This window comes from Plantactinospora sp. BC1 (assembly GCF_003030345.1).
GTDB lineage: Bacteria > Actinomycetota > Actinomycetes > Mycobacteriales > Micromonosporaceae > Plantactinospora.
On sequence record NZ_CP028158.1, the window covers coordinates 5129420 to 5153287 of the forward strand.

Here is a 23868-nt window from a genome sequence, read left to right on the forward strand (position 1 = left end):
GACAGCATGAGCGGCCGGGACGTTGTCGTCACCGGACTCGGCGCGACCACCCCGCTCGGCGGGGACGTCGACTCCCTCTGGCAGGGCATGCTCGCCGGGCACTCCGGGGTACGCCGGATCGACGACCTCGTGGCCTCCTTCGCGCACACCGACGACCTGCCGACCAGGATCGCCGCGCCGATGGCCGTCTCGCCGGACTCGGCGCTGACCCGGGTGCAGGCCCGCCGGATGGACCGCTGCCAGCAGGCCGCGCTGGTCGCCGCCCGGCAGGCCTGGGCCGACGCCGGCAGTCCCGAGGTCGACCCGCTCCGCCTGGCGGTGGTGGTCGGCACCGGGATCGGCGGCGTCAACACCCTGCTGGCCCAGGACGACCTGCTGGAGCAGAAGGGTCCGGCCCGGATCTCCCCGCTCACCGTGCCGATGCTGATGCCGAACGGTCCGGCGGCCTGGGTCAGCCTGGAGTTCGACGCCCGGGCCGGCGTCTACACCACCGTCTCCGCCTGCGCCTCCGGTGCCGAGGCCCTCGCGCTCGGCGCCCGGCTGATCCGCTCCGGCGAGGCCGACGTGGTGATCGCCGGTGGTGCCGAGGCCGCCATCGCACCGCTGACCATCGCCGGCTTCGCCCAGGCGCGTACCCTCTCCAAGCGCAACGACGAGCCGGAGCGGGCCTCCCGACCGTTCGACGTGGACCGCGACGGGTTCGTGCTCGGCGAGGGTGCCGGGATGATGATCCTGGAACGGGCGGACTTCGCGGCGGGCCGGGGTGCCCGGGTGCTCGGCCGGCTCGCCGGCTACGGGATCACCGCCGACGCGCACCACATCACCGGTCCGGACCCGACCGGTGCCGGGCAGGTCCGGGCGATCCGCAACGCCGTGGCCGACGCCGGGCTGGGACCGGGCGACGTCGGGCACGTCAACTGTCACGCCACCTCCACCGTGGTCGGTGACGTCGGCGAGGCGAACGCGATCCAGCAGGCGCTCGGCGACGACGTCGTGCTCACCGCGCCGAAGTCGAGCCTCGGGCACCTGGTCGGCGCGGCCGGCGCGGTGGAGGGGATCCTCACCCTGCTGTCGGTCGCCAACGACGTCATCCCGCCGACGCTCAACCTGGACCGCAAGGACCCCGAGGTCCGGTTGGAGGTGGCCGCCGACGGGCCGCGCGAGCAGCGGCTCGACGCCGCCGTCTGCAACTCCTTCGGGTTCGGCGGGCAGAACGTCTCGCTGCTCTTCGCCGCCGCCTGACGACGGCCCCGCCCGGCGCCGGGTCGGAGGGGACGGGAGGTTGAAAAGTTTCACCGTGGTTGGTTGAATTCGGCAATCACCTACGGTCGATCTTGGAGCGTCCGCCGTGTCCGTCTCCCGCCGCGCCATCCTGTCGACGATCCCCGCCGCCGGCCTGCTGGCGCTGGCCGGACAGGCGCGGGCCAGCGCCGCGACCCCGGCGGACCGGGCGAGCACCGCCCCCGCCGAGCACGCCGTACTGCGCGACAACACGGTCGCGATCCTCGCCGGTACCGCCGAGTCGAACGCCCGGCCCGAGGTCGCGGCCAAACTCGCGGCGATCGACGCCACGGCCCGGGCCCGACTCGACGCGCTGGCCGGGGCCGGACCGGGCGAGCTGTTCCGGGGCGTACCGCTGGGCAGCAGCGACCCCAACCTGACCACGTCGTTCCAGTACCTCTACGAGATCGCCCTGGCCAGCCGGGTCCCCGGCGGCGCCCTCGACGGCGACCTCGCACTGCGCCGCCGGGTGCTCGACGGGCTCGGCTGGCTGCACGAGCGCTACTACGGCGACCAGTCGACCGGCTACTACGGCAACTGGCACAACTGGGAGATCGGCATCTCCCACCACGTCAGCCGGATCCTGGTGCTGCTCGCCGACGACGTGGCGGCGTACCGGCCGGAGCTGGTCGCCGGCTATGTGGCCTCGATGGACGCCTACCTGCGCAACGGCAAGGACGGCGACGTCGACCTCGACTCGCGGTTCCACACCGGCGCCAACCTCGCCGACATCGCGACGAACCGGATCCTCCAGGGCGCCGTACTCGGCGACGACGCCCGGATCCGTAAGGCCCTCGCCGACCAGCTCACCGTCTTCGCCACCGTCGACCCGTACGCGCTGGTGCACGGCGTCACCGACGGCTACTACGCCGACGGGTCGTTCATCCAGCACGCCTCGGTCGCCTACACCGGCTCGTACGGCCGGAACCTGCTGACCCGGGTGGTGCAGACCATCAAGATCCTCGAAGGTACCGGCTACGTCCCCGGCGCCGACCTGGTCGACGTGGTCCGGGGCTGGGTGGTCGACGGGTTCGCCCCGCTGATCTTCGAGGGCTGGATGATGGAGATCGTCAAGGGTCGGGCGGTCTCCCGGACCAGCACCGGCTACGCCGACGTGGCGGGCGTGCTGGAGGCGGTCGTCGACCTCTCCGGCCACGCCACCGGCGCCGACGCCCGGGCGCTGGCCGGCTACGTCAAGTTCGTCCGGCAGACCTCCCGGGCCACGCTCAACCCGAGCAGCTTCGTCTCGCCGGTCAGCATCGCCCGGTACGCCGACATCCTGGCCGACGCCTCGATACCGGCGGCCGACCTGAACCCGCCGCGGCGCAGCGTCGCGTTCAACGCGATGGACCGGACCGTGCACCGCCGCCCCGGCTACGCCTTCGCGCTCGCCCGCAGCTCGGAGCGGATCAGCAAGTACGAGTACATGAACGGCGAGAACCTGACGCCCTGGTTCCAGGGGGACGGGGCGTACTACCTCTACCTCGCCGGGCAGGACCAGACCCAGGCGTACGGGGTGGACTACTTCACGACCGTCTCGCCGTACCGGCTGGCCGGGGTCACCGCGCCGGTCGAGCACCGGCACACCGTCCCCGAGTTGTACGGCACCGCCTGGTACGACAACCCGGCGCTCGGCTTCACCTCGTCGTCGGAGTCGCAGAACACCTACGTCTACTTCCCGCGCGGCACCAACGGGTTCTCCGGCGGCGCCACCCTGGACGCCTACGGGGTGGCCGGGCTGGTCCAGTCCGACGACGCCGCGTACGCCGCCAAGCGGGCCGGTCGGCTGCCGGACGACTTCGTCGCGTACCGGAACGCGGTGGCGACCAAGTCGTGGTTCCTCTTCGACGACGAGATCGTGGTGCTCGCCGCCGGGGTCGGCGACCTGGCCGGCCGGGCGGTCAGCACGACGGTCGACAGCCGGATCGCCGAGGAGTCCGACCCGGTGACGGTGACCGGGCGACTCCGCAACGGCCGGAGCTTCACCGGCACCGGCACCGCCCCGCTGGCCTGGCTGCGCTACGCCAACGCCGCCGCGCAGACCTCGGTCGGCTACGCCTTCCTGGCCGGGCCGGCCCCGACGGTCGGCTCCGAGCTGGTGACCCGGAGCCGCCGGGTGGTCCGGACCGCCAACCCGGACACGATGGTGCGGAAGCGGGTCTTCTCCGTCTCGGTCGAGCAGGCCGCCGGTGCCCCGCTCGGCTCGCTGGCGTACGTCCTGCTGCCGAACGCCTCGGAGCAGCGGCTGCGGGCGTACCCGAACGGGCCGGTCGCGGTGCTGGCCAACAGCACCCGGTTCCAGGCCGTCCGGCACGCCGGGCTGGGGCTGGTCGCCGCGAACGCCTTCGCGCCCGGCCGACACACCGCCGGCCGGCTGGTGGTGGACGGCCCGGCCTCGGTGCTGCTGCGTCAGGCCCGCGACGGCGGCGTCGCGGTCGCGCTCGCCGACCCGACGATGGACCGCGACACCGTCTCGGTGACGCTGCGCGGCCGGCGGTGCCGGGTGGTCTCGGCCGACGACGGGATCCGGGTCCGCCGGATCCCCGGCGGCACCCGGATCGAGGCCGTCACCCGGCAGGTGTACGGCCGCAGCCTCCGGGTCACCCTGCGCTGACCCGAGCCGCACCCTGCCGACGCGCGGCTTCCGCCGCTAGGAGAGCTTCGGCAGGTACGCGGCCAGGGCCTCGTACGACTCGCGGGCGCCCTCGGCCATCCCGGAGGCGGCCATCGCGTCGCGCTCCTCCTTGGTGTCGAACCGGGTCACGCTGGTGACCGTCGTCCTGCCGTCGGACTCGGTCAGCTCCAGCGTCTCCACGCAGACGTGCCCGGGCATGCCCTCGAACTCGAAGGTCTGCACGATCCGCTCCGGCGCCCGGATCTCCCGGTATTCGCCCCGGAACGCGTACTCGCCGTCCGGGGCGTGCTCGACAAAGCGGTAGCTGCCGCCGGGCCGGAAGTCCATCTCGCAGTCGAGCGGGTTGCCCCGGCCCCACCAGTGCTTGACGTGCTCGCACTTCGCGTGCGCCTCGAAGACCAGCGCGCGCGGCGCCTCGAAGACGCGCACCATCTTGATCTCCAGGTCGGTGGGCAGGGTCACGGTCAGGTTCTCGCTCATCTCATTCCTCCGGTCGGGTGTCGTCTCGCTGTAGCTGTCGCAGGTAATCGCCGAGCTGGTCGTAGCGCTGCTCCCAGAACCGCTGGTAGCCGGCGATCCAGTCGGCCACCTCGCGCAGCGGCTCCGCGTCGAGCCGGCACGGCCGCCACTGCGCCTCCCGGCCCCGGGTGATCAGCCCGGCCCGCTCCAGCACCTTCAGGTGCTTGGAGACGGCCTGGAGGCTGATCGGGAACGGCTCGGCGATCTGGTTGACCGTCGCCTCGCCCTCGGCCAGCCGGGCCAGGATGGCCCGCCGGGTCGGGTCGGCGAGGGCGCCGAACACCTCGCTCAGCCGGTCCACTGGCTCCGCCCTTCTCAACCGCGCGGTTAATCAACTGATAGGTTGAATATGCCGCCTGCGGCGGCCGGTGTCAACCCCCCGAAGGCTGCCCGCCCCGAGGGACGGGCAGCCTTCGGCCGGAGGGTCACCTGGTTTCGACCCGGCCCAGCGGGTCGGTGCCCTCCGCCAGTGCGGCGCTCGCCACGGCCCAGCAGGTGTCCGTCGGGTAGAGCGCGCTGCGGAGGAAGGCCGAGCTGAGCCGCTGGACCAGGGCGACCCGTTCCGGACTCCCGTCCGTCGTCTCGGTGGAGTCGTACCCGGAGATCCCGCCCAGCGAGTGTTCCGCGCCGAAGAGGGTGAGCAGGCTCCTGGCCCCCGGGCTCTGGAAGTACGCGTCCGTGAACCACTCCGGCCCCCGGGCGGTCAGGGCGGACTGGTCCCTGTCGCCCGCCACCACCAGAGCCGGTGTGGTCATCCCGGTGAAGTCCGGGTTCATGAAGGAGAAGTGCTCGGCGGCGAACGGCGTCAGGTCGGCGCCGCCGGTGCCCGCCAGGGCAAGCAGTACCCCGGCCCCGATCCTCGGGTCGGAGAGGTCGTCGCCCGGCACACCCTGGGCGTCGAGGACCCGCGCGCCCAACAACATGCTGGCGGTCTGGGCTCCCCAGGAGTGGCCGGCGACAGCGATGCGGCCGCGGTCGAGACGCCCGGCGAGGCCGGGTACGGCGGCTTCGATCCGGTCCAACTCGTCGAGGACACGGGTCAGGTCCTCGACCCGGAAGCGCCAGATCTTCGGGTAACGCGGGTCGTCGGGCGTCACGTCCAGGGTCCGCGAGTCGAGGTGGGTGGGTTGAAGGACCGCGAAACCGTGCGCGGTCCAGAAGTCGACCAGCGGGGCGTAGCTGTCCAGCGACCCGCCGAAGCCGTGCGAGAAGACGATGACGGGCAGTTCGTCGCCGGTCACCGGTGCCGAGACCCGCACCTGGAGATCCTCGTCGCGGCCCGGGGCCGGCAGCAGCACCGGGCGTACCGAGACGACGGGAACGGGCGTACCGAGGGATTCGTCGGAGTGACGCATGAGCTTCTCCTTGAGTGACGTGCGGGGGAGTGGTGTGCGGGGCGGGGCGCGGCCTGGTCACCGGGCGCCGGCTCTGGCACCATGAGTACCGGATCCTTGTTCCGTTTCAACCATACGGAACGCTGTTCCGGTTAGCAAGGCGAGTGACGGAGGCAACGGCACAGTGACCGAGATCGGCAGCGGGGCGGCATCGTCGCCCCGACGGAAGCGGGCCGACGCCCGGCGTAACGAGGAGAGCCTGCTCGATGCGGCCGCCGCGGCCTTCGTCGCCTCCGGCGTCGACGCGCCGGTGCGGGACATCGCCGCCAAGGCCGGCGTCGGGGTCGCGACGATCTACCGCCACTTCCCGACCCGGGCCGATCTCGTCGTCGCCGTCTACCGGCACCAGGTCGAGGCGTGCGTCGAGGCGGGGCAGGCGCTGCTGGCGAGCGGCGACTCAGCGCACGACGCCCTGACCCGGTGGATCGATCTCTTCGTCGACTTCCTGGTCACCAAGCACGGCCTCGCCGAGGCGCTGCAATCCGACGACGCGACCTTCGCGACCCTGCACGACTACTTCCTCGACCGACTCGTGCCGGTCTGCGCCGAACTGCTCGACGCCGCGGCCAGGGCGGGCGAGATCCGCCCCGACATCGGGGCGCTCGAACTGATGCGGGGCGTCGGCAACCTCTGCATCGGTGCGGACCGGGACCCCCGGTACGACGCCCGTCGGATGGTGGAGGTGCTCCTCGCCGGGCTACGCCTGCGCTGATCGACCGAGCCGACCCACCGGCGGGAGAGCTAGCCTCGGGTACGCGGCAGGCAGCACTTCTTGTACTTGCTGCCCGAACCGCACCAGCACGCTTCGTTCCGCTCCGGCGGCCAGGGAAGCTGGGCGCCCCGCTCGGCCAGCTCCGCCGCGTAGCCGGCCCGGGCCGACTCGTCGGTCGGCTCCACTCCGGTGCGCGCGGCGTACCCGGCCAGCCCGTCGGTCGAGCCGCGCAGCGGGCCGAGCCCGACCCGACCCGAGTCGGTCAACCGGACCAGTTCCCGCTGGATCCCGGCCCGGTGCTCGGCCCAGTCCGCGCCGACCGCCCCGGCCAGGTCGGGCCAGCGCGACAGCAGCGCGTCGAACTCGCCCTCCGGCAGGAAGAGCCGTGCCTCCGGCCCCGGCTCGGCCGCCGTCGTGGTCGCGCTGCGGAACAGTTCGTTCTCCAGCCGGTCGGCCAGGTTGTCGTTCTGGTCGTGCGGCAGGTCGAGTTCGCGGCGTACCCGGTGCCGCTGTTGCAGCAGGAAGAAGAGGAGTCCGGAGGCTTCCTGGGCGGTCGGTTCGGCGGTCGCCGTGGCGTCGGCGGTCGCCGTGGCGTCCGCCTCGGCACCCTGCGCCGGGGTGGCCCGGTTGCGCAGCGCGGTCTCCACCGCCTCGGTCAACCACTGCTCGGCCAGGTCGGTCCGGCCCCCGACGTCCAGTGCCGCGCTGAGATAGGCGGCGGCATCCGGCTGCGAGTCGAGGAGTGGACGCAGCGCGGTGAGTTCGGCCAGCGCCTCGTCGGCCCGGCCGGCCCGGAACAGGATCCGGGCGTGCAACGCCCTGGCGAACCCGGCGTCCGGCTCGGTGCTGTCCCGGTACGCCCCGACGGCGCGGTCCGCGTACCGCTGGGCGGCGTCGAGTTTCGCCCTGGACTCGGCGATCTCGGCGGCCAGCGTCAGCGCCCGGCCGGCGTCGGCCGGATCGGCGAGCCGCTCCTGCTCGACCGCCTCGGCCAGCTCCGCGGCGATGCCCAGCGGGTCGGCCGCGCCGAGCGCGGACTGTCGCAGCTCGGTCAGGTCTGCGCTGGTGAGAACGTCTTTGGTCGGCACGGCTTCACCGTACTGCGGTGGCCGACCCGAACCCGCCCGGTCGGGGTGTAACCCGCCACACGTGGCCGCACGGGTGGAGTGGCGGGGGAGGGGTGGCCGGATCCGGCCAACCGTCGCGTCTTCCGGCGGACCGGCCGGCGGCGTTAACCTGCCTGAAACGATTCAGGCAGGAGGCAGGGTGAGCCAGCCCAGCGCCGAGCACACCGCCGACCAGACCACCGACCCGGTCCCCGGGCTCTCCCGCCGGGGCCTGCTCGGCACCGGAGGCGCCCTCGCCCTCGGCGCCACCGCCACTGCCACCGCGTCCGGAGCCACCCTCGGCGCGCTCGGCGACGCCGCCGGCACCGCAGCCGCCTCGGCGGCCGGCAGGCCGACCGGAACCCCGGCCCCGACCGGACTGCTCACCTCCCTGTTGGACGATCCACTCGGGATCGCCGCCGAGCGCCCCCGGCTGAGCTGGATCGTGCCGGCCCTGGGCCGGGCGCCCCGGCAGTACGCCTACCAGGTGCAGGTCGCGCACACCGCCACCGAACTGTCCCGCCGGGGCGGTGTGGTCTGGGACAGTCACCGGGTCGTGTCGGCCGACTCCACCGCCGTGCCGTACGCCGGTCCGCCGCTGCGGGCCGGCTCGGTCTACCACTGGCGGGTGCGTACCTGGGCCGACCCGAAGCGGGTCTCGTCCTGGTCCGCGCCGCAGCGGGTGGTCACCGCCGCCGGGGACACCTGGGTGGCCGAACCGATCTGGGCACCCGACGGCACGGTCCGGCTCGGCGACGGCAGCTTCGAGGTCTCGGTCACCATCACCTCGGTCGCCGCCAGCCTCTGGTTCCGGGCGCAGGACAGCGCCAACAACTACCTGTGGCAGCTCCGGGCCGGCAGCCCCGGGGTGCTGCGTACGCACGTGCAGCGCAACGGCAGCTACACCGTACTGGCCGACCGGCCGCTCACCGAGCCGGTACCGCTGGGCACCCCGCTGCGGCTGCGGGTCGAACTCGCCGGCCCGACCATCCGGACCTACCTCGGTGACGTACTGCTGGACACCACTGTGGACGGGACGTACGCCGCCGGGAGCATCGGGTTCCGCAACGGGAGTACCGAGGCGCAGCGCTTCCACTCCGCCAGCTTCACCGACCCGACCGGCAGCGTACTGGTCGACGAGGACTTCTCGGCCGGTCCGGGAGTCTTCGGCCCGACCGGCACGGTCGACGGCGGTGACCTGGTCGTGGACCGGGGCCAGTCGGTGCTGGCGACGCTCGGCGAGAGCAACGACTGGGCGCTGCTGCGCACCGAGGTGGTGCTGCCGGCCAGGCCGATCGCCGCCGGCTACCTCTACGCGACCGGCCAGTCGCCCGAGCCGGCCCGGCAGTACGTCTACCAGCTCCGGGTCAACGACGAGATCGCCGGGGTCGGCCCGGTCCGGGCGATGGCCGGCGAGGCCCGCTACGCCACCCACGACGTCACCGACCTGCTGCGGCCCGGCCGCAACGCGCTCGCCGCGCTCTGCCACTCCGCCCGGGAACGCAGCTTCCTGGCCCAGCTCGTCGTGGTCTTTGCCGACGGCACCCGGCAGGTCTTCGGCACCGGTCCCGACTGGCGGGCCCGCCGGGCCGGGGCGTGGCGGCCACCGGCCGGCTCCACCGGCGGCGACTACTACCAGGCGCCGCAGGAATATCTGGACGCCCGTCGCGAGCCGGTCGGCTGGACCCGCGCCGGGTTCGACGACTCCGGCTGGCAGCCGGCGGTCCGCACCCCGCTGACCCGGCCGCTGGCGCCGGCCTGGGTCGGCAACATGGAGTACCACTACCTGCGGCCGGTCGCGGTGCACCGGCTCGAATCGGGGCGCTGGCTCTTCGACCTGGGGCGGGAGGTGGTCGGCGGAGTCCGGCTCTCGGTGCGCGGGGTCGACGGGCAGACCGTCGAGGTCCGGCTCGGCGAGGAGCGCACCGAGACCGGTGCCCGGTACAACCTGCGGGCCGGGCAGACCTATCGCGAGGTCTGGACGCTGCGGGACGGCTGGCAGCGGCTCGAACACTGGGGCTACCGGGGCTTCCGCTGGATCGAGCTGGTCGCCGATCCCGCACTGGACCTCTCCCGGGCGGTCGAGGCGGCGGTGCTGAAACTGCCCTGGCGGGAGGGGGACGCGGCGTTCGCCAGTTCCGACCCGGATCTGGACCGGGTCTGGGCGATGTGCCGGTACTCGATCGAGGCGACCCGGCAGGACCTCTACCAGGACACCCCAACCCGGGAACGCGGCCCGTACGAGGGCGACGCCATCATCAACCAGCTCTCCGAGTACGCCACCCAGCGGTCGTACGCGCTGGCCCGGTACTCCACCTCCTACCTGGCCCGGCGGCCGACCTGGCCGGCCGAGTACCGGTTGCAGACCGTACTCACCGCCTGGCAGGACTACCTGGCCACCGGTGACCCGTCGAACCTGGCCGCCGACTACGACCTCTTCGTCGACCGGCAGCTCGACGAGGCGCTGAACGCCAGTGGCCTGGTGGAGAAGAATCCGGGCAGCTCCAGCCAGGCCAACGCCGACCTGGTCGACTGGCCGGCGAGCAACCGGGACGGGTACGTCTTCACCCGGGTCAACACCGTGATCAACGCCTGGCAGTACGCCGCCTTCGACGCGCTGTCCCGGATCGCCGGGGTGCTGGACCGCCCCGCCGACCAGCAGCGGTACGCCGAACTGGCCGGCCGGCTGCGGGCCGCGCTCAACGCCGAGCTGCTCGACCCGGTCGCCGGCGCCTACCGCGACGGGGTCGGCACGGACCACCGGGCACAGCACGCGACGGCGTTCCCGCTGGCCCTCGGGGTGCCGCAGGAGCAGCACGTCCGGGCCCTCGGGGAGTGGCTGGCCGGCGGCGGGATGCGGGTCAGCGTCTACGGCGCGCAGTTCCTGCTGGAGGCGCTCTACCGGGCCGGGCTGGCCGACGCCGCGCACCGGCTGCTGACCAGCCGCGAGCAGTTCTCCTGGCTGCACATGATGGACGATCTCGGCGCCACCATCGTGATGGAGGCGTGGGACCCGTCGATCAAGCCGAACACCACCTTCTCGCACGCCTGGGGCTCCGCGCCGGCCAACATCGTGCCCCGGTTCGTCGCCGGGGTCCGCCCGCTCGCCCCGGGTGCCCGGGAGGTGCTGGTCGCACCGCAACCCGGCCCGCTCCAGTGGCTGCGGGCGACCGTCCCGACGGTACGCGGCCCGGTGCAGGTCCGGCTCGACCGGCGCTCCGGAGCGCACCCGCACCGAGGGGCGGGACCGCAGCCGCACCGAGGGTCCGGACCGCACCTCTCCGTCACGCTGCCGCCGAACGTCACCGGCCGGATCGAGCTGGACCTCGTCCGGTTCGGTGTCGCCGAGGCCCGCCGGGTGCGGGTCCGCTCCGACGGGCGGGCGCCGGAGCGCGCGGTGGCCGGCGGCCGGCTCGTGCTGACCCGGGTCGAGCCGGGCACGACCCAGCTCACCTGGCCGGACCGGCACTGAACGCACCGGTCGGCCGGGCGCGCGGAGCCCCGACCGTCCACAGCAGAATCCGCTCGCGGCAGAACCCCGAAAGAGGAGCGCCACATGTCACGACGCCGACGATCCGCCCGGCTGAGGACCGCACTGGTCGTCACCGCCGTACTCGTGCCGGGGAGTGTGCTCGCGGCCGCCCCGCCGGCACTGGCGACCCGGGGGCACGCGCCGGGCACCCCTATCGGCCTGACCGTCGACGACCGGGTACGCCCGCAGAACGTCGAGGGCACGCCCCGGTTCGGCTGGCTGCCCCGGGACAACGACCCGGGCGAGACGCAGACCGCGTACCGGTTGACGGTCTCGACGGCCGGCGGCGACCTGCTCTGGGACTCCGGCAGGGTCCGCTCGGCGCAGCAGTCCTACGTGCCGTACGCCGGACCCGCGCTGGCGCCCGGCGCGGCGTACCGGTGGACGGTGCGGACCTGGGACCGGACCGGCCGCAGCTCGCCGGCCGGCAGCGGCAGCTTCGAGACCGGCATCTCCGACGACCAGTGGGAGGGGGCGAACTGGATCCGCCGGGTCACCGGGGACGCCGACGACTACACGCTGGCCCGGACCGAGGTGTCGATCGGCCGCAGCCGGGTGGTCCGGGCCCGCGCCTACACCGCCGCCGACCACACCTACGAGCTGTACCTGAACGGCCGGCGGGCCGACCGGGGCACCTCGTTCGGCTACCCCGGCGAGGACTACTACCAGGCCGCCGACGTCACCGACCTGGTCAGGGCGGGCAAGCCGCTCGCGGTCGGGCTCCGCTACCACTGGTACGGCAGCGGCCAGGGCCGCCCCGCCGGGGCTCCCGGGGTGCTGCTGAAGCTGGTCGTCGAGCACGCCGACGGTACCCGGCGGGTGATCGTCACCGACGGGTCGTGGCGGGTGGCCCGGGACGGGCTCTTCCCGGCCGGCTCCGCCCGGCGCAACGGCGAGGGGGACCGGATCGAGCGGCAGGACGCCCGCGCCGAGATCGTCGGCTGGACCGCACCCGGTTACGACGACTCCGCCGCGCCCTGGGCGCCGGCCGTGGTCGTCGGGGCGCACCCGACGGCGGAGTACCCGCACCTGATCGGCCAGGAGACCCGGCTCGCCGAGCGGACCGTCCGGCCGGTCGCGCTGACCACCGCCGCCGACGGCACGGTGGTCGCGGACTTCGGCGTGGTCGTCCCGGCCCGCCCGGCGGTACGGTTCGACGCCGGGGTCGCCGGCCGGACCGTGCCGATCCGGGCCGGCTACAACCTGAACCCCGACACCGGCCGGGTCGAGACCTCCACCCTGCTCTCCCAGGGCACCGACATGAGCTTCCCCTACGTGCAGAAGGACGGGAAGCAGGAGTTCCGGGCCTTCACCCACCTCGGCTTCCGCTATCTGGAGATCCCGGACGCGGGCGAGCGGATCGACCGGGACGACGTCTCGGCGGTGCTGGTGCACACCGACACCCCGGCCGGCCGGGAGGCGAGCTTCCGCAGCTCCGACCGCACCCTGAACGAGGTGTGGGAGATGCTGAAGCGCTCGGCGATCTATTCGGTGCAGGAGGCGTTCGTCGACACCCCGACCCGGGAGAAGGGGCAGTTCCTCGGCGACGCGGCCGACATCTCGTACGCCACCATGGGCGCCTTCGGCGAGCGGGACGCCACCCAGCAGGCGATCCGGGAGTTCCTGCACTCCGCCACGCGCTTCTGGAACAGCGGCGACGACCTGGGGCGCTACAACGCGGTCTATCCGAACGGGGACGGCAAGCGGGACATCCCCGACTACTCGCTGATGTTCGTCGACTGGGTCTGGCGCTACTACACCGAGACCGGAGACGCGAGACTGCTCGCCGAGGCGTACCCGGCGATCCGGAACACCGCCGACTACGTGCTCCGGCACATCCCGGCCGACGGGCCGACCGCCGGCCTGGTCACCCGGCTCTCCGGCGGCAGCGGGGCCTACCAGTACGGCATCGTCGACTGGCCCGAGCCGGGGCGGTTCGGCTACGACATGAGCGCCGCCGCCCGGACCACCATCAACGCCCAGGGCGTGGAGGTGCTGCGTACGGTCGCGCTGGCGGCCGAGGCGCTGGGCCGGCCGGCCGGGGAGGCGGCCGGTTACCAGGCCCGGGCCGACGCGCTGGCCGAGACGATGAACGCCAAGCTGCGCCGCCCCGACGGGGTCTACGTCGACGGCCTCGCCGCCACCGGTGAGCAGAGCCCGCACGCCGGCCAGCACAGCACCTCGTACGCGATCGCGCACGGGGTGGCGCCGGAGGCGGACCGGCCGGCGCTGGCCGGGTACCTGGCGTCGCTGGGCATGAAGCAGGGGCCGATGACGGCGCACTGGCTGCTCGCCGCGCTCGGCGAGGCGGGCCGGGCGGACGCCGTACTCGACCTGCTGACCAACCCGGACGACCTCGGCTGGGCGAACATCCTCGCCCAGGGCGGCACCTTCACCTGGGAGGCGTGGACCCTCGACCCGGGCACCAACTTCAGTCAGTCGCACGGCTGGGGGGCCCAGGCCGTGGTCGACGTCCAGGAGACCCTGCTCGGGGTGCGTACCGCGACTCCCGGCGCCGGCCGGGTCGACATCGTGCCCCCGGCGACCGGTCTCGGGTACGCCAGCGGCACGGTGCACACCCAGCGCGGGCCGGTGAGCGTGGACTGGCGTCGTACCGGTGCCGGGCTGCGGGTCGAGTTGGACGTGCCGGTCAACGTGACCGCCCGGGTGGCGCTGCCGGTGCTGCCGGGCCGGTCCTACCGGGCGGCCGGGCCGAGCCGGGCGACCTTCGTCGGGGTCTCCGATGGCCGGGCCGTCTTCGAGGTCGGCTCCGGCCGCTCCGTCTTCCAGCCGGCCGGCCGCTCGCACTGACGTCGTCCGCCGCCGTGGCCCGGCCGACCCGGGCGGGCCACGGCGGTGCCACCAGCCGGAGGTCCGGCCGACGGGCCGGGATCCGGTGGGTCCGATCTCCGGATCATGGCGTCCCGGGCCGGTGGGTGGCGAGCCACCCGGTGGCGAAGTCGACCAGGTGACGCTGCGGGATCAGCCGCGCGGTGGCGCTGCCGACCGCACCGACGCGCGCGGCGCCGGTCGCCTCGTAGTCCGCCCCGAGCCGGGTGAAGTCACTCTCGTCGGTGACCACGTCGATCCAGCTGGTCCAGCGGCTGCTTCCGTCGGCCTGCCGGACGGAGGAGCCGGTCGCGCCGCGCGGCGGCGACGGCTGCCGGTACTCCGCCAGATGCAGTGACGTGTTCGACTCGTGCCCGCAGCCCAGCAGCAGCACCCTGCCGTCGAGCCGGTGCACGGCGCCGAGCGGGGAGTTCTCGCCGAGCGCGTCGTCGAGTCGGTGGTCCCGCACGATCTCCGGCGCCCGGGCGCCCAGCGCGGCGAAGGAGACCTGCGGGTGGTGGCTGCGCAGCGCCCCGGGCCAGGTGCGGACCGCCTCGGCGACCACGCCCATCCACCGGCTCGGGGTGCGGGCCGGATCGAAGCCGGGGGTCTGGTCACGGATCGTCCGCCACCAGGTCTCCGGTACGGGCGGGTGCCGCCAGCCGGCCGGATCGGTGTTGTCGGGCGTGTGGGTCGGTACGACCAGAGTGCCGGCGCTGCCGAGTACGTCCAGCAGCGCCTGGACGATCGCCTGGGTGCCTCCGGCGACGAATCCGATGCTCCGCCTCGCGCAGTGCAGCAGCACCACGTCACCCGCGGTCAGACCGAGCGCGCGCAGGTCCGCCGCGAGGGAGCCGGTGGTGTGCGGGGCTGCCTGGTCCACCCGGCCGAGCCTAGGGGGCCGGGCCCCGGACCGACCACGTGTGCTCGGCACCCCGTCCGGGACGTTCGGCCCGGGTTCGGAAACGCCTCGACATCAACCTTGATTGAGGTCATAGGGTCATGGGCATGAGCGTGATCCGGGGGGATCGGAAGACCTTCTACCAGTTACTGGTCAACACCCTGTTGGTGTCGGTCATCAACTTCACCGCGTGGTTCGCGATCACCTTCTACGTCTACCTCCAGACGCGGTCGGTCTTCGCCACCGGCGTGGTCTCGGGGATCTTCCTGGTGCTGACGGCGCTGACCGGCATCTGGTTCGGCAGCCTCGTGGACCACCACTCCAAGAAGACGATGATGCAGGCGTCGGCGCTGGTGTCGCTGGTGCTCTACGCGCTGGCCTTCGCCGTCTACCAGGCGACGCCGAAGGAGTCGTTCGCCGACCCGGCCAGCGTTCCACTGTGGGTGATGATCGTACTGCTGATGTTCGGGGTCATCGCGGGGAACATCCGGACTATCGCGTTGCCGACCCTGGTGACGGTGCTCATCGAGGAGGAGACCCGGGACCGGGCCAACGGGCTGGTCGGCACGGTCTCCGGGGTCACCTTCCTGGTGACGTCGGTGATCAGCGGCATCCTCGTGGCGATCGGCGGGATGTTCTGGGTGCTGGTCCTGGCCCTGGCGGTGCTGGCGGTCGCGCTGGTGCACCTGGCCCTCGTGCCGGTACCGCACCGCCCGGCGGCACCGGCCGGCACCGTCGCACCGGCGCCGCCGGTCGAGCCGCCGCTCGCCAGCACCGCACCGCCGGGCGCCACCACCAGTGCGGCGCCGGTCGCCACCGCCGCGCCACCGCCGGCCGAGCCGCCGGTCGCGGAGAAGCGCAGGGTGGACCTGCGCGGCACCATCCGGGTGGTCGGCGAGGTGCCGGGGCTGACCGCGCTGATCCTCTTCTCGGCGTTCAACAACTTCCTCGGCGGCGTCTTCATGGCGCTGATGGACGCGTACGGGCTGTCGCTGGTGTCGGTGCAGACCTGGGGACTGCTCTGGGGGCTGTTGAGCACCGGCTTCATCGTCGGCGGGCTGCTCATCGCGCGTACCGGGCTGAGCCGCAACCCCGTCCGGCTGCTGCTCCTGGTCAACCTGCTGCTCTGGACGGTCACCCTGCTCTTCCCGCTCCGCGCGTCGATCGTCCTGCTCACCGTCGGGCTCTACGTCTACATGCTGGTCGTGCCCTACGCCGAGGCCGCCGAGCAGACGGTGTTGCAGAAGGTGGTGCCGTACGAGCGGCAGGGCCGGGTCTTCGGCTTCGCGCAGAGCGTCGAGCAGGCCGCCTCGCCGCTGACCGCGTTCCTGATCGCACCGGTCGCGCAGTTCGTCTTCATCCCGTTCATGACCGACGGGGCGGGTGCCCGGACGATCGGCGGCTGGTTCGGCACCGGCGCCGACCGTGGACTCGCCCTGGTCTTCGTGCTGACCGGGATCGTCGGGCTGATCGCGACCGGGCTGGCGCTGCGCAGCCGGCCGTACCGGCGACTGAGCCGGCGGTTCATGACCGGGTCGGCGGCCGGGACGGAGCCGAACGAGCCGGAGCTGAGCCGCTCCGCCGCCACCCCGTAGCGGGCGCCGCCCGCCGGTCGGTGCGATCCGGCCGGCGATTCGTTCTGCGCCGTCAGCCGTCAGCCGTCAGCCGTCAGCCGTCGGCCACGGCGTGGCAGGCGCCGTAGCCGTCGGCGCGGGCGACGATCCGGCCGGCTTCGACGCGTACCGCGCTCTCGGTGGCGTCGCTGCACGCCGCCACGCCGGCCGCGGCGGCGAGCGCGCCCGTCTCGTCGTGCACGAGCTGGAGCCGGGACCGGGCCGCCGCCGGGACCGCCGCGCGGAGACAGCCGCGCAGCTCGGTAACGGTGAGCCGGGCCAGCGGGCCCAGCTCGCCGGGGTTGCCGGTGACCAGCACGACGGTCACCTCGGCATCGGCCGGGGCGGCGCGGCGGGCCTCCTCGACGGCGGTCAGCCGGTGCAGCCCGAGGACCGCCACCACGCCGTCCCCGGTCAGCCGGGCCGGCTCGTCGCGCAGCGCGTCGATCGCGGCCGGCGGGTTCCACGGCTGGTCGACGGGACGGGCCGGGGAGACGTACGGCAGGTGCGGCGGCCCCCACTCGTCGTCGAGGTCCAGTTCGGCGAGCTGTTCGCAGGCGCGGACGACGGTGAACGGTTCGCCGAAGCCGGGCGCGGCGGCGGCGAGCTGACCGGCGCCGTGCAGGGTGGTCAACGCGGTCTCCGCGACCCGGACCATCCGGGCCGGAGCCCGCCCGGACCCGAGCCGCTCCAGGGCCAGGCCGAGCACGATCGCGCTCAGCCCGGTCAGTTGGGCGAACGGCAGGCTGGTCCGTTCGTCGGCGAGGATCTCGGGGACGAGGTCGCGGCCGAGCCGGGACGCGCTGTGCCGGTCCTCGGTGGCCAGGGGGAGCCGGGCCAGCCAGGCCCGGGCGAAGTCGGCCAGCGCCGCGCCGGCCGTCCGGGCCGTCGGCCGGTACTCCGGCTCGTCCGCCGCCTCGGCCGCCTCGGCCAGTACGGCGAAGTAGAGCGCCCGCTTGCTGGGGAAGTTGGAGTAGACGGCGCCCCGGGTCAGGTCGGCCCGCTCGGCGATCTGATCGATCTTGGCGTCCCGGAAGCCGCGCTCGGTGAACTCGTCGCGCGCGGCGGCCAGCACCTTGGCGCGGTTGTGTTCCTGCATCTCGATCCTGTTGCGCCGGACCATCGTCCCCTCGTCTGTGCCGCACGGTCGCTCCACGGCCGTTGCCCGTCGAGTGTCAGTAGGATACCGTCGCCATCCGAATGACGTGAACATCTGACAGGAACATCTGAATGGAGGAGCGTGGCATGGCGGAGATCCCGGAGATCAAACTTGCCGACCCGGCGACCCTGGCCGACCCGTTCGGGGCGTACGCCCGAGCCCGCGAACTCGGCCCGCTCGCCCGGCTGGTCACGCCCGGGTTCGGCACCATCTGGGCGGTCACCCGGTACGCGGAGACGAAGGCGATGCTCACCGATCCCCGGTTCGAGCTGAACGCCTCCACCTACCAGCGACTCGACGTCCCGGAGCACTGCCGCAAATACCTGCGGACCATGCAGGAGATGGAGGGGGACGAGCACGCCCGGCTGCGCCGGCTGGTCTCACCCGCCTTCACCGCGCGCCGGGCCGCCGAGTTCCGGCCGAGGATCGTCGCGATCGTCGAGAAGCTCCTCGACGAACTGGCCGACCGGACCGACGACGGCGTCGTCGACCTGCTCGCCGGCTTCGCCGGGCCGCTGCCGATGGACGTGATCTGTGAACTGGTCGGCATCCCGGAGGCCGCCCGGCAGAGCTGGCGCGAGTACGGCGCCGCGATCGCCGCCGGGCACGGGCCGGCGTTCGTCGCCGCCGTACCGGCGATCATGCGGGACGCCGCGAACGCCGTCGTCGGGCGTACCGGCGGGTCCGGCGTCGACCTGCTCGCCGAGCTGGTCGGCGTGCACGCCGAGGACTCCGACCGGCTCAGCGAGACCGAGCTGGTCACCCTGGTCTGGCATCTCGTACTGGCCGGACAGACCCCGACCAACGCGCTGGCCAACGCCGTCGAGGCGCTGTTCCGGCACCCCGACCAGCTCGCGGCGCTGCGCGCCGACGAGGGGCTGCTGCCCGGCGCGGTCGAGGAGCTGACCCGCTGGTGCGGCCCGCAGCTGCTGAGCCTGCCCCGCTACGCCCGGGAGGACGTCGAGATCGCCGGTGTGCCGATCGGCAAGGGCGAGCCGGTCAGCGCCGCACTGGCCGGCGCCAACCGGGATCCCCGGGTGTTCGCCGATCCGGACCGGCTCGACCTGCGCCGCCCCGTCGGCGGACCCGCACACCTCGGGTACGGGTACGGACCGCACTTCTGCCTGGGTGCGGCACTGGCCCGGGTGCAGCTCGAGGTCGCGCTCGGCGCCCTGCTCCGCCGGTTCCCGGAACTCGCACCGGTCGAGGACGGGGCACGCCGGGTACCCGATCCCGGAACCTGGCGGCTGACCGAGCTGCGGGTGGCACTGCGCCCCTAGCCGATCCGTCCTCGCCCCCGTCCGGCCGGTGTGTCGGCGGTGCCGGCGGAGGCTGGCCGGATGTGGCCACCGCCAGCCATTGAGTCCGGGCGGGGCGGCTGGTCAGGATCGTCTCAGTGTCCGTCCACTGAGACGCGTCACCAGCCGTACGGAAGTGGGGAGTCGGCGATGTTGCCCACCAGGTTGCCCCGGTCGGGACTTTCGGCGGCGCTGGCGCTGCTGCTGGCACTGCCGCTGGCGGCGGTCGCCGGGCCGGCACCCGCCGCCGCGAGGACCTCGGGCCCGGCGGTGACGGTGGCCGGGCTGACCACCGAGCGGGCGACGAACCCGATCGGGCTGGACACCGAACGCCCCCGGCTGGGCTGGACGATCGACTCCACCCGGCGAGGGGTGCTCCAGCACTCCTACCAGGTCCGGGTGGCGAGTAGCCCCAGCCGGCTCGACCGGCCGGACGTCTGGGACAGCGGCCGGGTCACCTCCCGGAACAGCACCCTCGTCCCGTACGCCGGCCCGGCGCCGAAGCCGCGCACCCGGTACGCCTGGCAGGTGCGGATCTGGGACGAGACCGGCCGCGTCTCCGGCTGGAGCGAGCCGGCGTACTGGGAGACCGGGGTCGGCGGGCCGGACGGCTGGCAGGGCGACTGGATCGGGCTGGCACCGCCGACCGAGTCCTGGGTGGACTACACGGTGCAGACCACCGTCCGGGTGGAACGGGACGCGGCCGGGATCTTCCTCCGGGCCAGCGGGGCGGGCAACGCCTACATGTGGCAGTTCTCCACCACCGACGGGAGCGCCACGTTGCGCCCGCACGTCCGGGTGAACGGGGCGTGGACGGTGCTCAAGGAGGTGTCGCTGGCTGCGGTCGTACCCCCGGAGAAGCTGACCGCGCCGCACACGCTGCGGATCGCCGCGGCGGGTGACACCTTCACCACCTGGGTCGACGGGGTCCAGGTCGACGTCACCCGGCACGCCGCGCACCGCTCCGGCTCGGTCGGGCTGCGCACCTCCACCCAGGAGTCGGCGGTCTTCGCCGACTTCTCGGTGACCGACGGCGACCGGACCCTCTACGCCGCACCGCTGACCGACGGCGAGAACCCGTTCGGCGCCGGTACCCCGACCGCCGACGGCCTGCGGGTCAGCGGCGACACCGAGACGATGCTCGCCGCCCTGGACGCGAACCCGCTGCTGCGGCGCGGCTTCCGGGTGGCCGGCGAGGTGGCCCGGGCCCGGGTCTACGCCAGCGGGCTCGGCGTCTACCAGCTCTCGCTCAACGGCGAACGGGTCGGCGACCACGAGCTGGCCCCCGGCTGGACCGACTACGCCAAGCGGGTGCAATACCAGAGCTACGACGTGACCGGGCAGCTCCGGCCCGGCGACAACGCGTTCGGGGCGATGCTCGGCGACGGCTGGTACTCCGGCAGCATCGCCTGGTTCGGCACCGACAACTACGGTCCCCGGCCGCTGCTCAGCGCCGCCCTGGTGATCGACTACGCGGACGGCCGCACCGAGACGGTCCGCACCGACGGCTCCTGGCGGGCCACCCCCGGACCGTTCCTGCTGACCGACCTGATCCACGGCGAGACCTACGACGCCCGGCGGCTGCCGGCCGGCTGGGACCGGCCCGGCTTCGACGACTCCGGCTGGTCGGCGGCGACGGTCGGCGGCGACGGCGGGGCGACCGCCCGGCTGGTGGCCCAGGTCGACCCGCCGGTCCGGGTGACCCAGGAACTGAAGGCGACGGCGCTGACCCAGCCCACCCCGGGAACCTGGATCTTCGACCTCGGGCAGAACATGGTGGGCAAGGTCCGGCTGAAGGTGGCCGGCCCGGCGGGTACGACGGTACGGATCCGGCACGCCGAGGTGCTCAACCCGGACGGTACGGCGTACACCGCGAACCTGCGTACGGCCAGGGCCACCGACCTCTACCGGCTGCGCGGCGGCGGCCCGGAGGTGTACGAGCCGACCTTCACCTTCCACGGCTTCCGCTACGTCGAGCTGACCGGCTTCCCCGGCACCCCCGACCTGGGCACCGTCACCGGTCTGGTGATGCACACCGACGGCGAGCGAACCAGCACCTTCGCCACCTCGAACCCGATGGTGAACCAGTTGCACAGCAACATCACCTGGGGACAGCGCGGCAACTTCCTCTCCATCCCGACCGACACCCCGGCCCGGGACGAGCGGCTCGGCTGGACCGGCGACATCAACGTCTTCGCCGAGACCGCGACGTTCAACATGGAGAGCCTGACCTTCCTGACCAAGTGGCTGGCGGACCTGCGGGACGCGCAGTCGGGCAACGGCGCCTATCCGGACGTCGCGCCGAGGGCCTGCTGCGGCGACGGCGCCACCGGCTGGGCCGACGCCGGCATCACCGTCCCGCACGCGCTCTGGCAGCGCTACGGCGACACCCGGGTGATCGAGGAGCACTACGACTCGATGGTCCGCTACGCGGCCTGGCTGGAGAGCACCAGTTCGGGACACCGGCGGACCAACGCCGGCCCGTACCTGGACTGGCTGAACCTGGACGACCCGACCCCGGCCGGGGTGATCGGCACCGCGTACTACGCGTACAGCATCCGGCTGCTCGGCGAGATGGCCGGCGCGATCGGCCGGACCGCCGACGCGGAACGCTACGCCGCGCTCTCGGCCCGGATCGCCGAGGCGTTCACCACGGCGTACGTCGCCGCCGACGGCACCGTGCAGGGCGACAGCCAGACCGGGTACGTGCTGGCGATCGGGATGGACCTGCTCCCCGACGCGCTGCGCGGCAGGGCCGCCGACCGGCTGGTCGCCAACCTGGAACGGCACGACTGGCACCTGGCGACCGGCTTCCTCGGCACCCCGGACCTGTTGCCGGCGCTGGCCGACACCGGACACCTCGACGTGGCCTACCGGCTGCTGCTCAACGACACCTACCCGTCCTGGGGCTACGAGATCGGCAAGGGTGCCACCACGATCTGGGAACGGTGGAACTCGATCATGCCGGACGGCAGCTTCGGCGACGTCTCGATGAACTCCTTCAACCACTACGCCTACGGCGCGGTCGGGGACTGGATGTACCGCACCGTCGCCGGCATCCAGCCGGACCCGGCGCATCCGGGCTACGCACACCTGACCATCGCGCCGCGCCCCGGCGGGGACATCCGGTCGGCGAAGGCGTCGTACCGGTCGATCCGTGGAACCGTCGGCACCGACTGGCGACTGGACGACCGGGGACAGCTCCGGCTGGCGGTCACGGTGCCGGGCAACACCACCGCCACGGTACGCATCCCGGCGGCGAGCCGGCACGCGGTCACCGAGGGCGGCCGGCCGGCGGAGCGGGCCGAGGGGGTACGGTTCGTCCGGCTCGACGGCGGCGACGCGGTCTTCGAGGTCGGCTCCGGCAGATACGCCTTCGCCGTGGACCGGGTGCTCGGCGACCTCGGCGAGGCGGCCGACGCGGTCACCGAGGCGGCAACCGTGGCCGACCAGGTCGCCGGTGAGCTGCACTGGCCGCCGGCGATCGGGTTGCGGGTCCGGCTCGCCCGGCTGACCGTCGACGCGGCGGCCGCCCGGCTGGCGTACCGGTACGGCGAGGGTGACGCCCGGGCCACCGGCGCCGCCGTGCACCGGGCGCTGGCCACCGGCTCCGATCTGGACCGCTGGCTGGAGACCCAGGTGCGGGCCGGGCGGATGCCGAGGGCGGTCGCGGACCGGTTCGCCGCCCCGCTGACCCGGCTCGACCAGCGGCTCTCCGCCGCCTCGTCGGCCCTGGTCGGCGCGGTGGCCCGACTCGACCTGCCGGTCGGCGAGGTGCTGCCCGGTGGCGTGCTCCGGGCGGCGGTGCTGGTGCAGAACGGCGGGACGGAAACCGTCACCGGACTGGTGTCCACGGTGGACGCGGGTGCCGGCGTGACGGTCCGCCCGGTGGGCAGCCGGCCGGGCAGCGTCGCGCCGGGCCGGACGGTGCGGCACGAGTACGAGCTGCGTATTCCGCCCGGCCAACCCGTCGGTACCCTGCCGCTGACCGCTTCGGCCGGCTACCGCTACCGGTCCGGCACCGCGACGCTGCCGCTGGCGGGTTCGCTGCCGGTGGCGCCGGCCGTCACCGTCGTCTCTACCACCGCCGAGCCGGCCTCGGTGGCGCCGGGCGGCACCGCCACCCTGCATACCGTGCTCCGCAACCGGTCCACGGTGCCGGTGCGGGGCGAGTTGACCGGCAGCGCACCGGACGGCTGGCGGATCGAGCCCGGCAGCCGGCCGTTCGCGCTGGCCCCGGGCGCCGAGGTCACCCTGGAGGGCACCGTCACCGCGCCGCTGGCGACGACCGAGGGCGCGGTCGGGATCACCGTCGCCACCGGGCCGACCGAGGCGGAACGCCGCAGGGTCGACCTGCCGGTCCGGTTCGACAACCCGCCGGGTACGGAGCTGGACCACGTCGACCTCGGCGCGACCGCCTCCGAGCAGGCGCACCGGCTGCTCGCCTCGGAACACTCCGACAGCAGTGTGGAGGCCGGGCTGACCCGCCGCTACACCAACGTCACCCATCCGGGCGGCTGGTTCGAGTTCGACCTCGCCGTCCCGGCGGGCCGGCCGTTCCTGCTCCGGGTCGTCGAGACGTACGACAGCGCGCAGTCGAAGGACTACGACGTACTTGTCGACGGGGCGCGGGTGCACGCGCGGGCGTACCAGCGTACGGCCGGCGGGGCTGGCACGGTGAGCTACCAGTTCGTGGTGGACCGGCCGGAGTCGACGGCCGACGGGACGGTCCGGGTGCGCTTCCAGGACACCGGCGAGGGTTACGACCCGTCCATCGCCGACGTCTGGTCGGTGCCGCTGCCGGCCGCTCCGGCTCCACCGCCGGCCTCCCCGGCCGGCCGCTGACGCCTGGCCCGGTCGCTCCTGCGGGCCGGTTCTCGGCGACGGCG

The 23868-nt window shown here is 73.7% G+C and carries 14 protein-coding genes; 8 read left to right on the forward strand and 6 right to left on the reverse strand.

Features of this window, described 5'->3' with window-relative positions; translation table 11 throughout:
* The first annotated feature begins 6 nt into the window (after positions 1–6).
* Positions 7–1242 (forward strand): beta-ketoacyl synthase, encoded by a 1236-nt coding sequence (locus C6361_RS22415; RefSeq protein WP_107258974.1) that lies wholly within the window; start codon positions 7–9, stop codon positions 1240–1242.
* A 106-nt stretch (positions 1243–1348) separates the two neighbouring features.
* Positions 1349–3895: a polysaccharide lyase family 8 super-sandwich domain-containing protein gene (locus C6361_RS22420; RefSeq protein WP_107268905.1), complete on the forward strand. Its 2547-nt coding sequence runs from the start codon at positions 1349–1351 to the stop codon at positions 3893–3895.
* A gap of 36 nt (positions 3896–3931) precedes the next feature.
* Here the strand turns inward: C6361_RS22420 and C6361_RS22425 are convergent, their stop codons facing one another.
* The 3 genes from C6361_RS22425 to C6361_RS22435 form a co-directional block, all read right to left on the reverse strand.
* Positions 3932–4396, reverse strand: coding sequence for an SRPBCC family protein (locus C6361_RS22425; protein WP_107258976.1), 465 nt, complete (start codon positions 4394–4396; stop codon positions 3932–3934).
* A 1-nt stretch (position 4397) separates the two neighbouring features.
* A complete protein-coding gene (locus tag C6361_RS22430) occupies positions 4398–4736 on the reverse strand; it encodes a helix-turn-helix transcriptional regulator (protein ID WP_107258977.1) in 339 nt (112 codons plus the stop codon).
* A 124-nt stretch (positions 4737–4860) separates the two neighbouring features.
* The gene (locus C6361_RS22435; protein ID WP_107268906.1) at positions 4861–5790 is read right to left on the reverse strand and encodes an alpha/beta fold hydrolase; all 930 of its coding nucleotides are present in this window, start codon (positions 5788–5790) and stop codon (positions 4861–4863) included.
* A gap of 172 nt (positions 5791–5962) precedes the next feature.
* Here C6361_RS22435 and C6361_RS22440 point away from each other — a divergent pair, with 172 nt between their 5' ends.
* Positions 5963–6541, forward strand: a complete 579-nt coding sequence (locus tag C6361_RS22440; RefSeq protein WP_107271116.1) for a TetR/AcrR family transcriptional regulator — start codon at positions 5963–5965, stop codon at positions 6539–6541.
* Positions 6542–6570: 29 nt separating this feature from the next.
* Here C6361_RS22440 and C6361_RS22445 read toward each other — a convergent pair whose 3' ends face one another.
* Positions 6571–7629 (reverse strand): SEC-C domain-containing protein, encoded by a 1059-nt coding sequence (locus tag C6361_RS22445; protein WP_107268907.1) that lies wholly within the window; start codon positions 7627–7629, stop codon positions 6571–6573.
* 178 nt (positions 7630–7807) lie between these two features.
* Between C6361_RS22445 and C6361_RS39030 the strand changes: the two genes are divergently transcribed.
* Together C6361_RS39030 and C6361_RS22455 are read left to right on the forward strand one after the other, a co-directional pair.
* Positions 7808–11119, forward strand: a complete 3312-nt coding sequence (locus tag C6361_RS39030; RefSeq protein ID WP_107268908.1) for a family 78 glycoside hydrolase catalytic domain — start codon at positions 7808–7810, stop codon at positions 11117–11119.
* Between the two features lie 84 nt (positions 11120–11203).
* On the forward strand, positions 11204–13990 hold the full coding sequence (locus C6361_RS22455; RefSeq protein ID WP_107268909.1) for a family 78 glycoside hydrolase catalytic domain: 2787 nt from the start codon (positions 11204–11206) through the stop codon (positions 13988–13990).
* A 103-nt stretch (positions 13991–14093) separates the two neighbouring features.
* On the opposite strand, the gene C6361_RS22460 is transcribed toward C6361_RS22455, so the two are convergent.
* Positions 14094–14891 (reverse strand): aminoglycoside N(3)-acetyltransferase, encoded by a 798-nt coding sequence (locus C6361_RS22460; protein WP_107268910.1) that lies wholly within the window; start codon positions 14889–14891, stop codon positions 14094–14096.
* Positions 14892–15016: 125 nt separating this feature from the next.
* Between C6361_RS22460 and C6361_RS22465 the strand changes: the two genes are divergently transcribed.
* Positions 15017–16504 (forward strand): MFS transporter, encoded by a 1488-nt coding sequence (locus C6361_RS22465; RefSeq protein ID WP_107264037.1) that lies wholly within the window; start codon positions 15017–15019, stop codon positions 16502–16504.
* 73 nt (positions 16505–16577) lie between these two features.
* On the opposite strand, the gene C6361_RS22470 is transcribed toward C6361_RS22465, so the two are convergent.
* Complete coding sequence (locus C6361_RS22470; RefSeq protein ID WP_107268911.1) at positions 16578–17645, reverse strand: TetR/AcrR family transcriptional regulator; 1068 nt, start codon at positions 17643–17645, stop codon at positions 16578–16580.
* 122 nt (positions 17646–17767) lie between these two features.
* Here C6361_RS22470 and C6361_RS22475 point away from each other — a divergent pair, with 122 nt between their 5' ends.
* Together C6361_RS22475 and C6361_RS22480 are read left to right on the forward strand one after the other, a co-directional pair.
* Complete coding sequence (locus C6361_RS22475; RefSeq protein ID WP_107271117.1) at positions 17768–18961, forward strand: cytochrome P450; 1194 nt, start codon at positions 17768–17770, stop codon at positions 18959–18961.
* A 168-nt stretch (positions 18962–19129) separates the two neighbouring features.
* Positions 19130–23824 carry an alpha-L-rhamnosidase gene (locus tag C6361_RS22480; protein WP_107268912.1) on the forward strand — a complete coding sequence of 1565 codons (4695 nt, stop codon included), beginning with the start codon at positions 19130–19132 and terminating at the stop codon, positions 23822–23824.
* Positions 23825–23868: the final 44 nt, after the last annotated feature.

Bases quoted from the DNA above. Each gene is read 5' to 3' on its own strand.
- C6361_RS22480 (WP_107268912.1), top strand. From the start codon at position 19,130: ATGTTGCCCACCAGGTTGCCCCGGTCGGGACTTTCGGCGGCGCTGGCG.
- C6361_RS22465 (WP_107264037.1), top strand. From the start codon at position 15,017: ATGAGCGTGATCCGGGGGGATCGGAAGACCTTCTACCAGTTACTGGTC.
- C6361_RS22415 (WP_107258974.1), top strand. From the start codon at position 7: ATGAGCGGCCGGGACGTTGTCGTCACCGGACTCGGCGCGACCACCCCG.
- C6361_RS22475 (WP_107271117.1), top strand. From the start codon at position 17,768: ATGGCGGAGATCCCGGAGATCAAACTTGCCGACCCGGCGACCCTGGCC.
- C6361_RS22435 (WP_107268906.1), bottom strand. From the start codon at position 5,790: ATGCGTCACTCCGACGAATCCCTCGGTACGCCCGTTCCCGTCGTCTCG.
- C6361_RS22470 (WP_107268911.1), bottom strand. From the start codon at position 17,645: ATGGTCCGGCGCAACAGGATCGAGATGCAGGAACACAACCGCGCCAAG.
- C6361_RS22425 (WP_107258976.1), bottom strand. From the start codon at position 4,396: ATGAGCGAGAACCTGACCGTGACCCTGCCCACCGACCTGGAGATCAAG.
- C6361_RS22455 (WP_107268909.1), top strand. From the start codon at position 11,204: ATGTCACGACGCCGACGATCCGCCCGGCTGAGGACCGCACTGGTCGTC.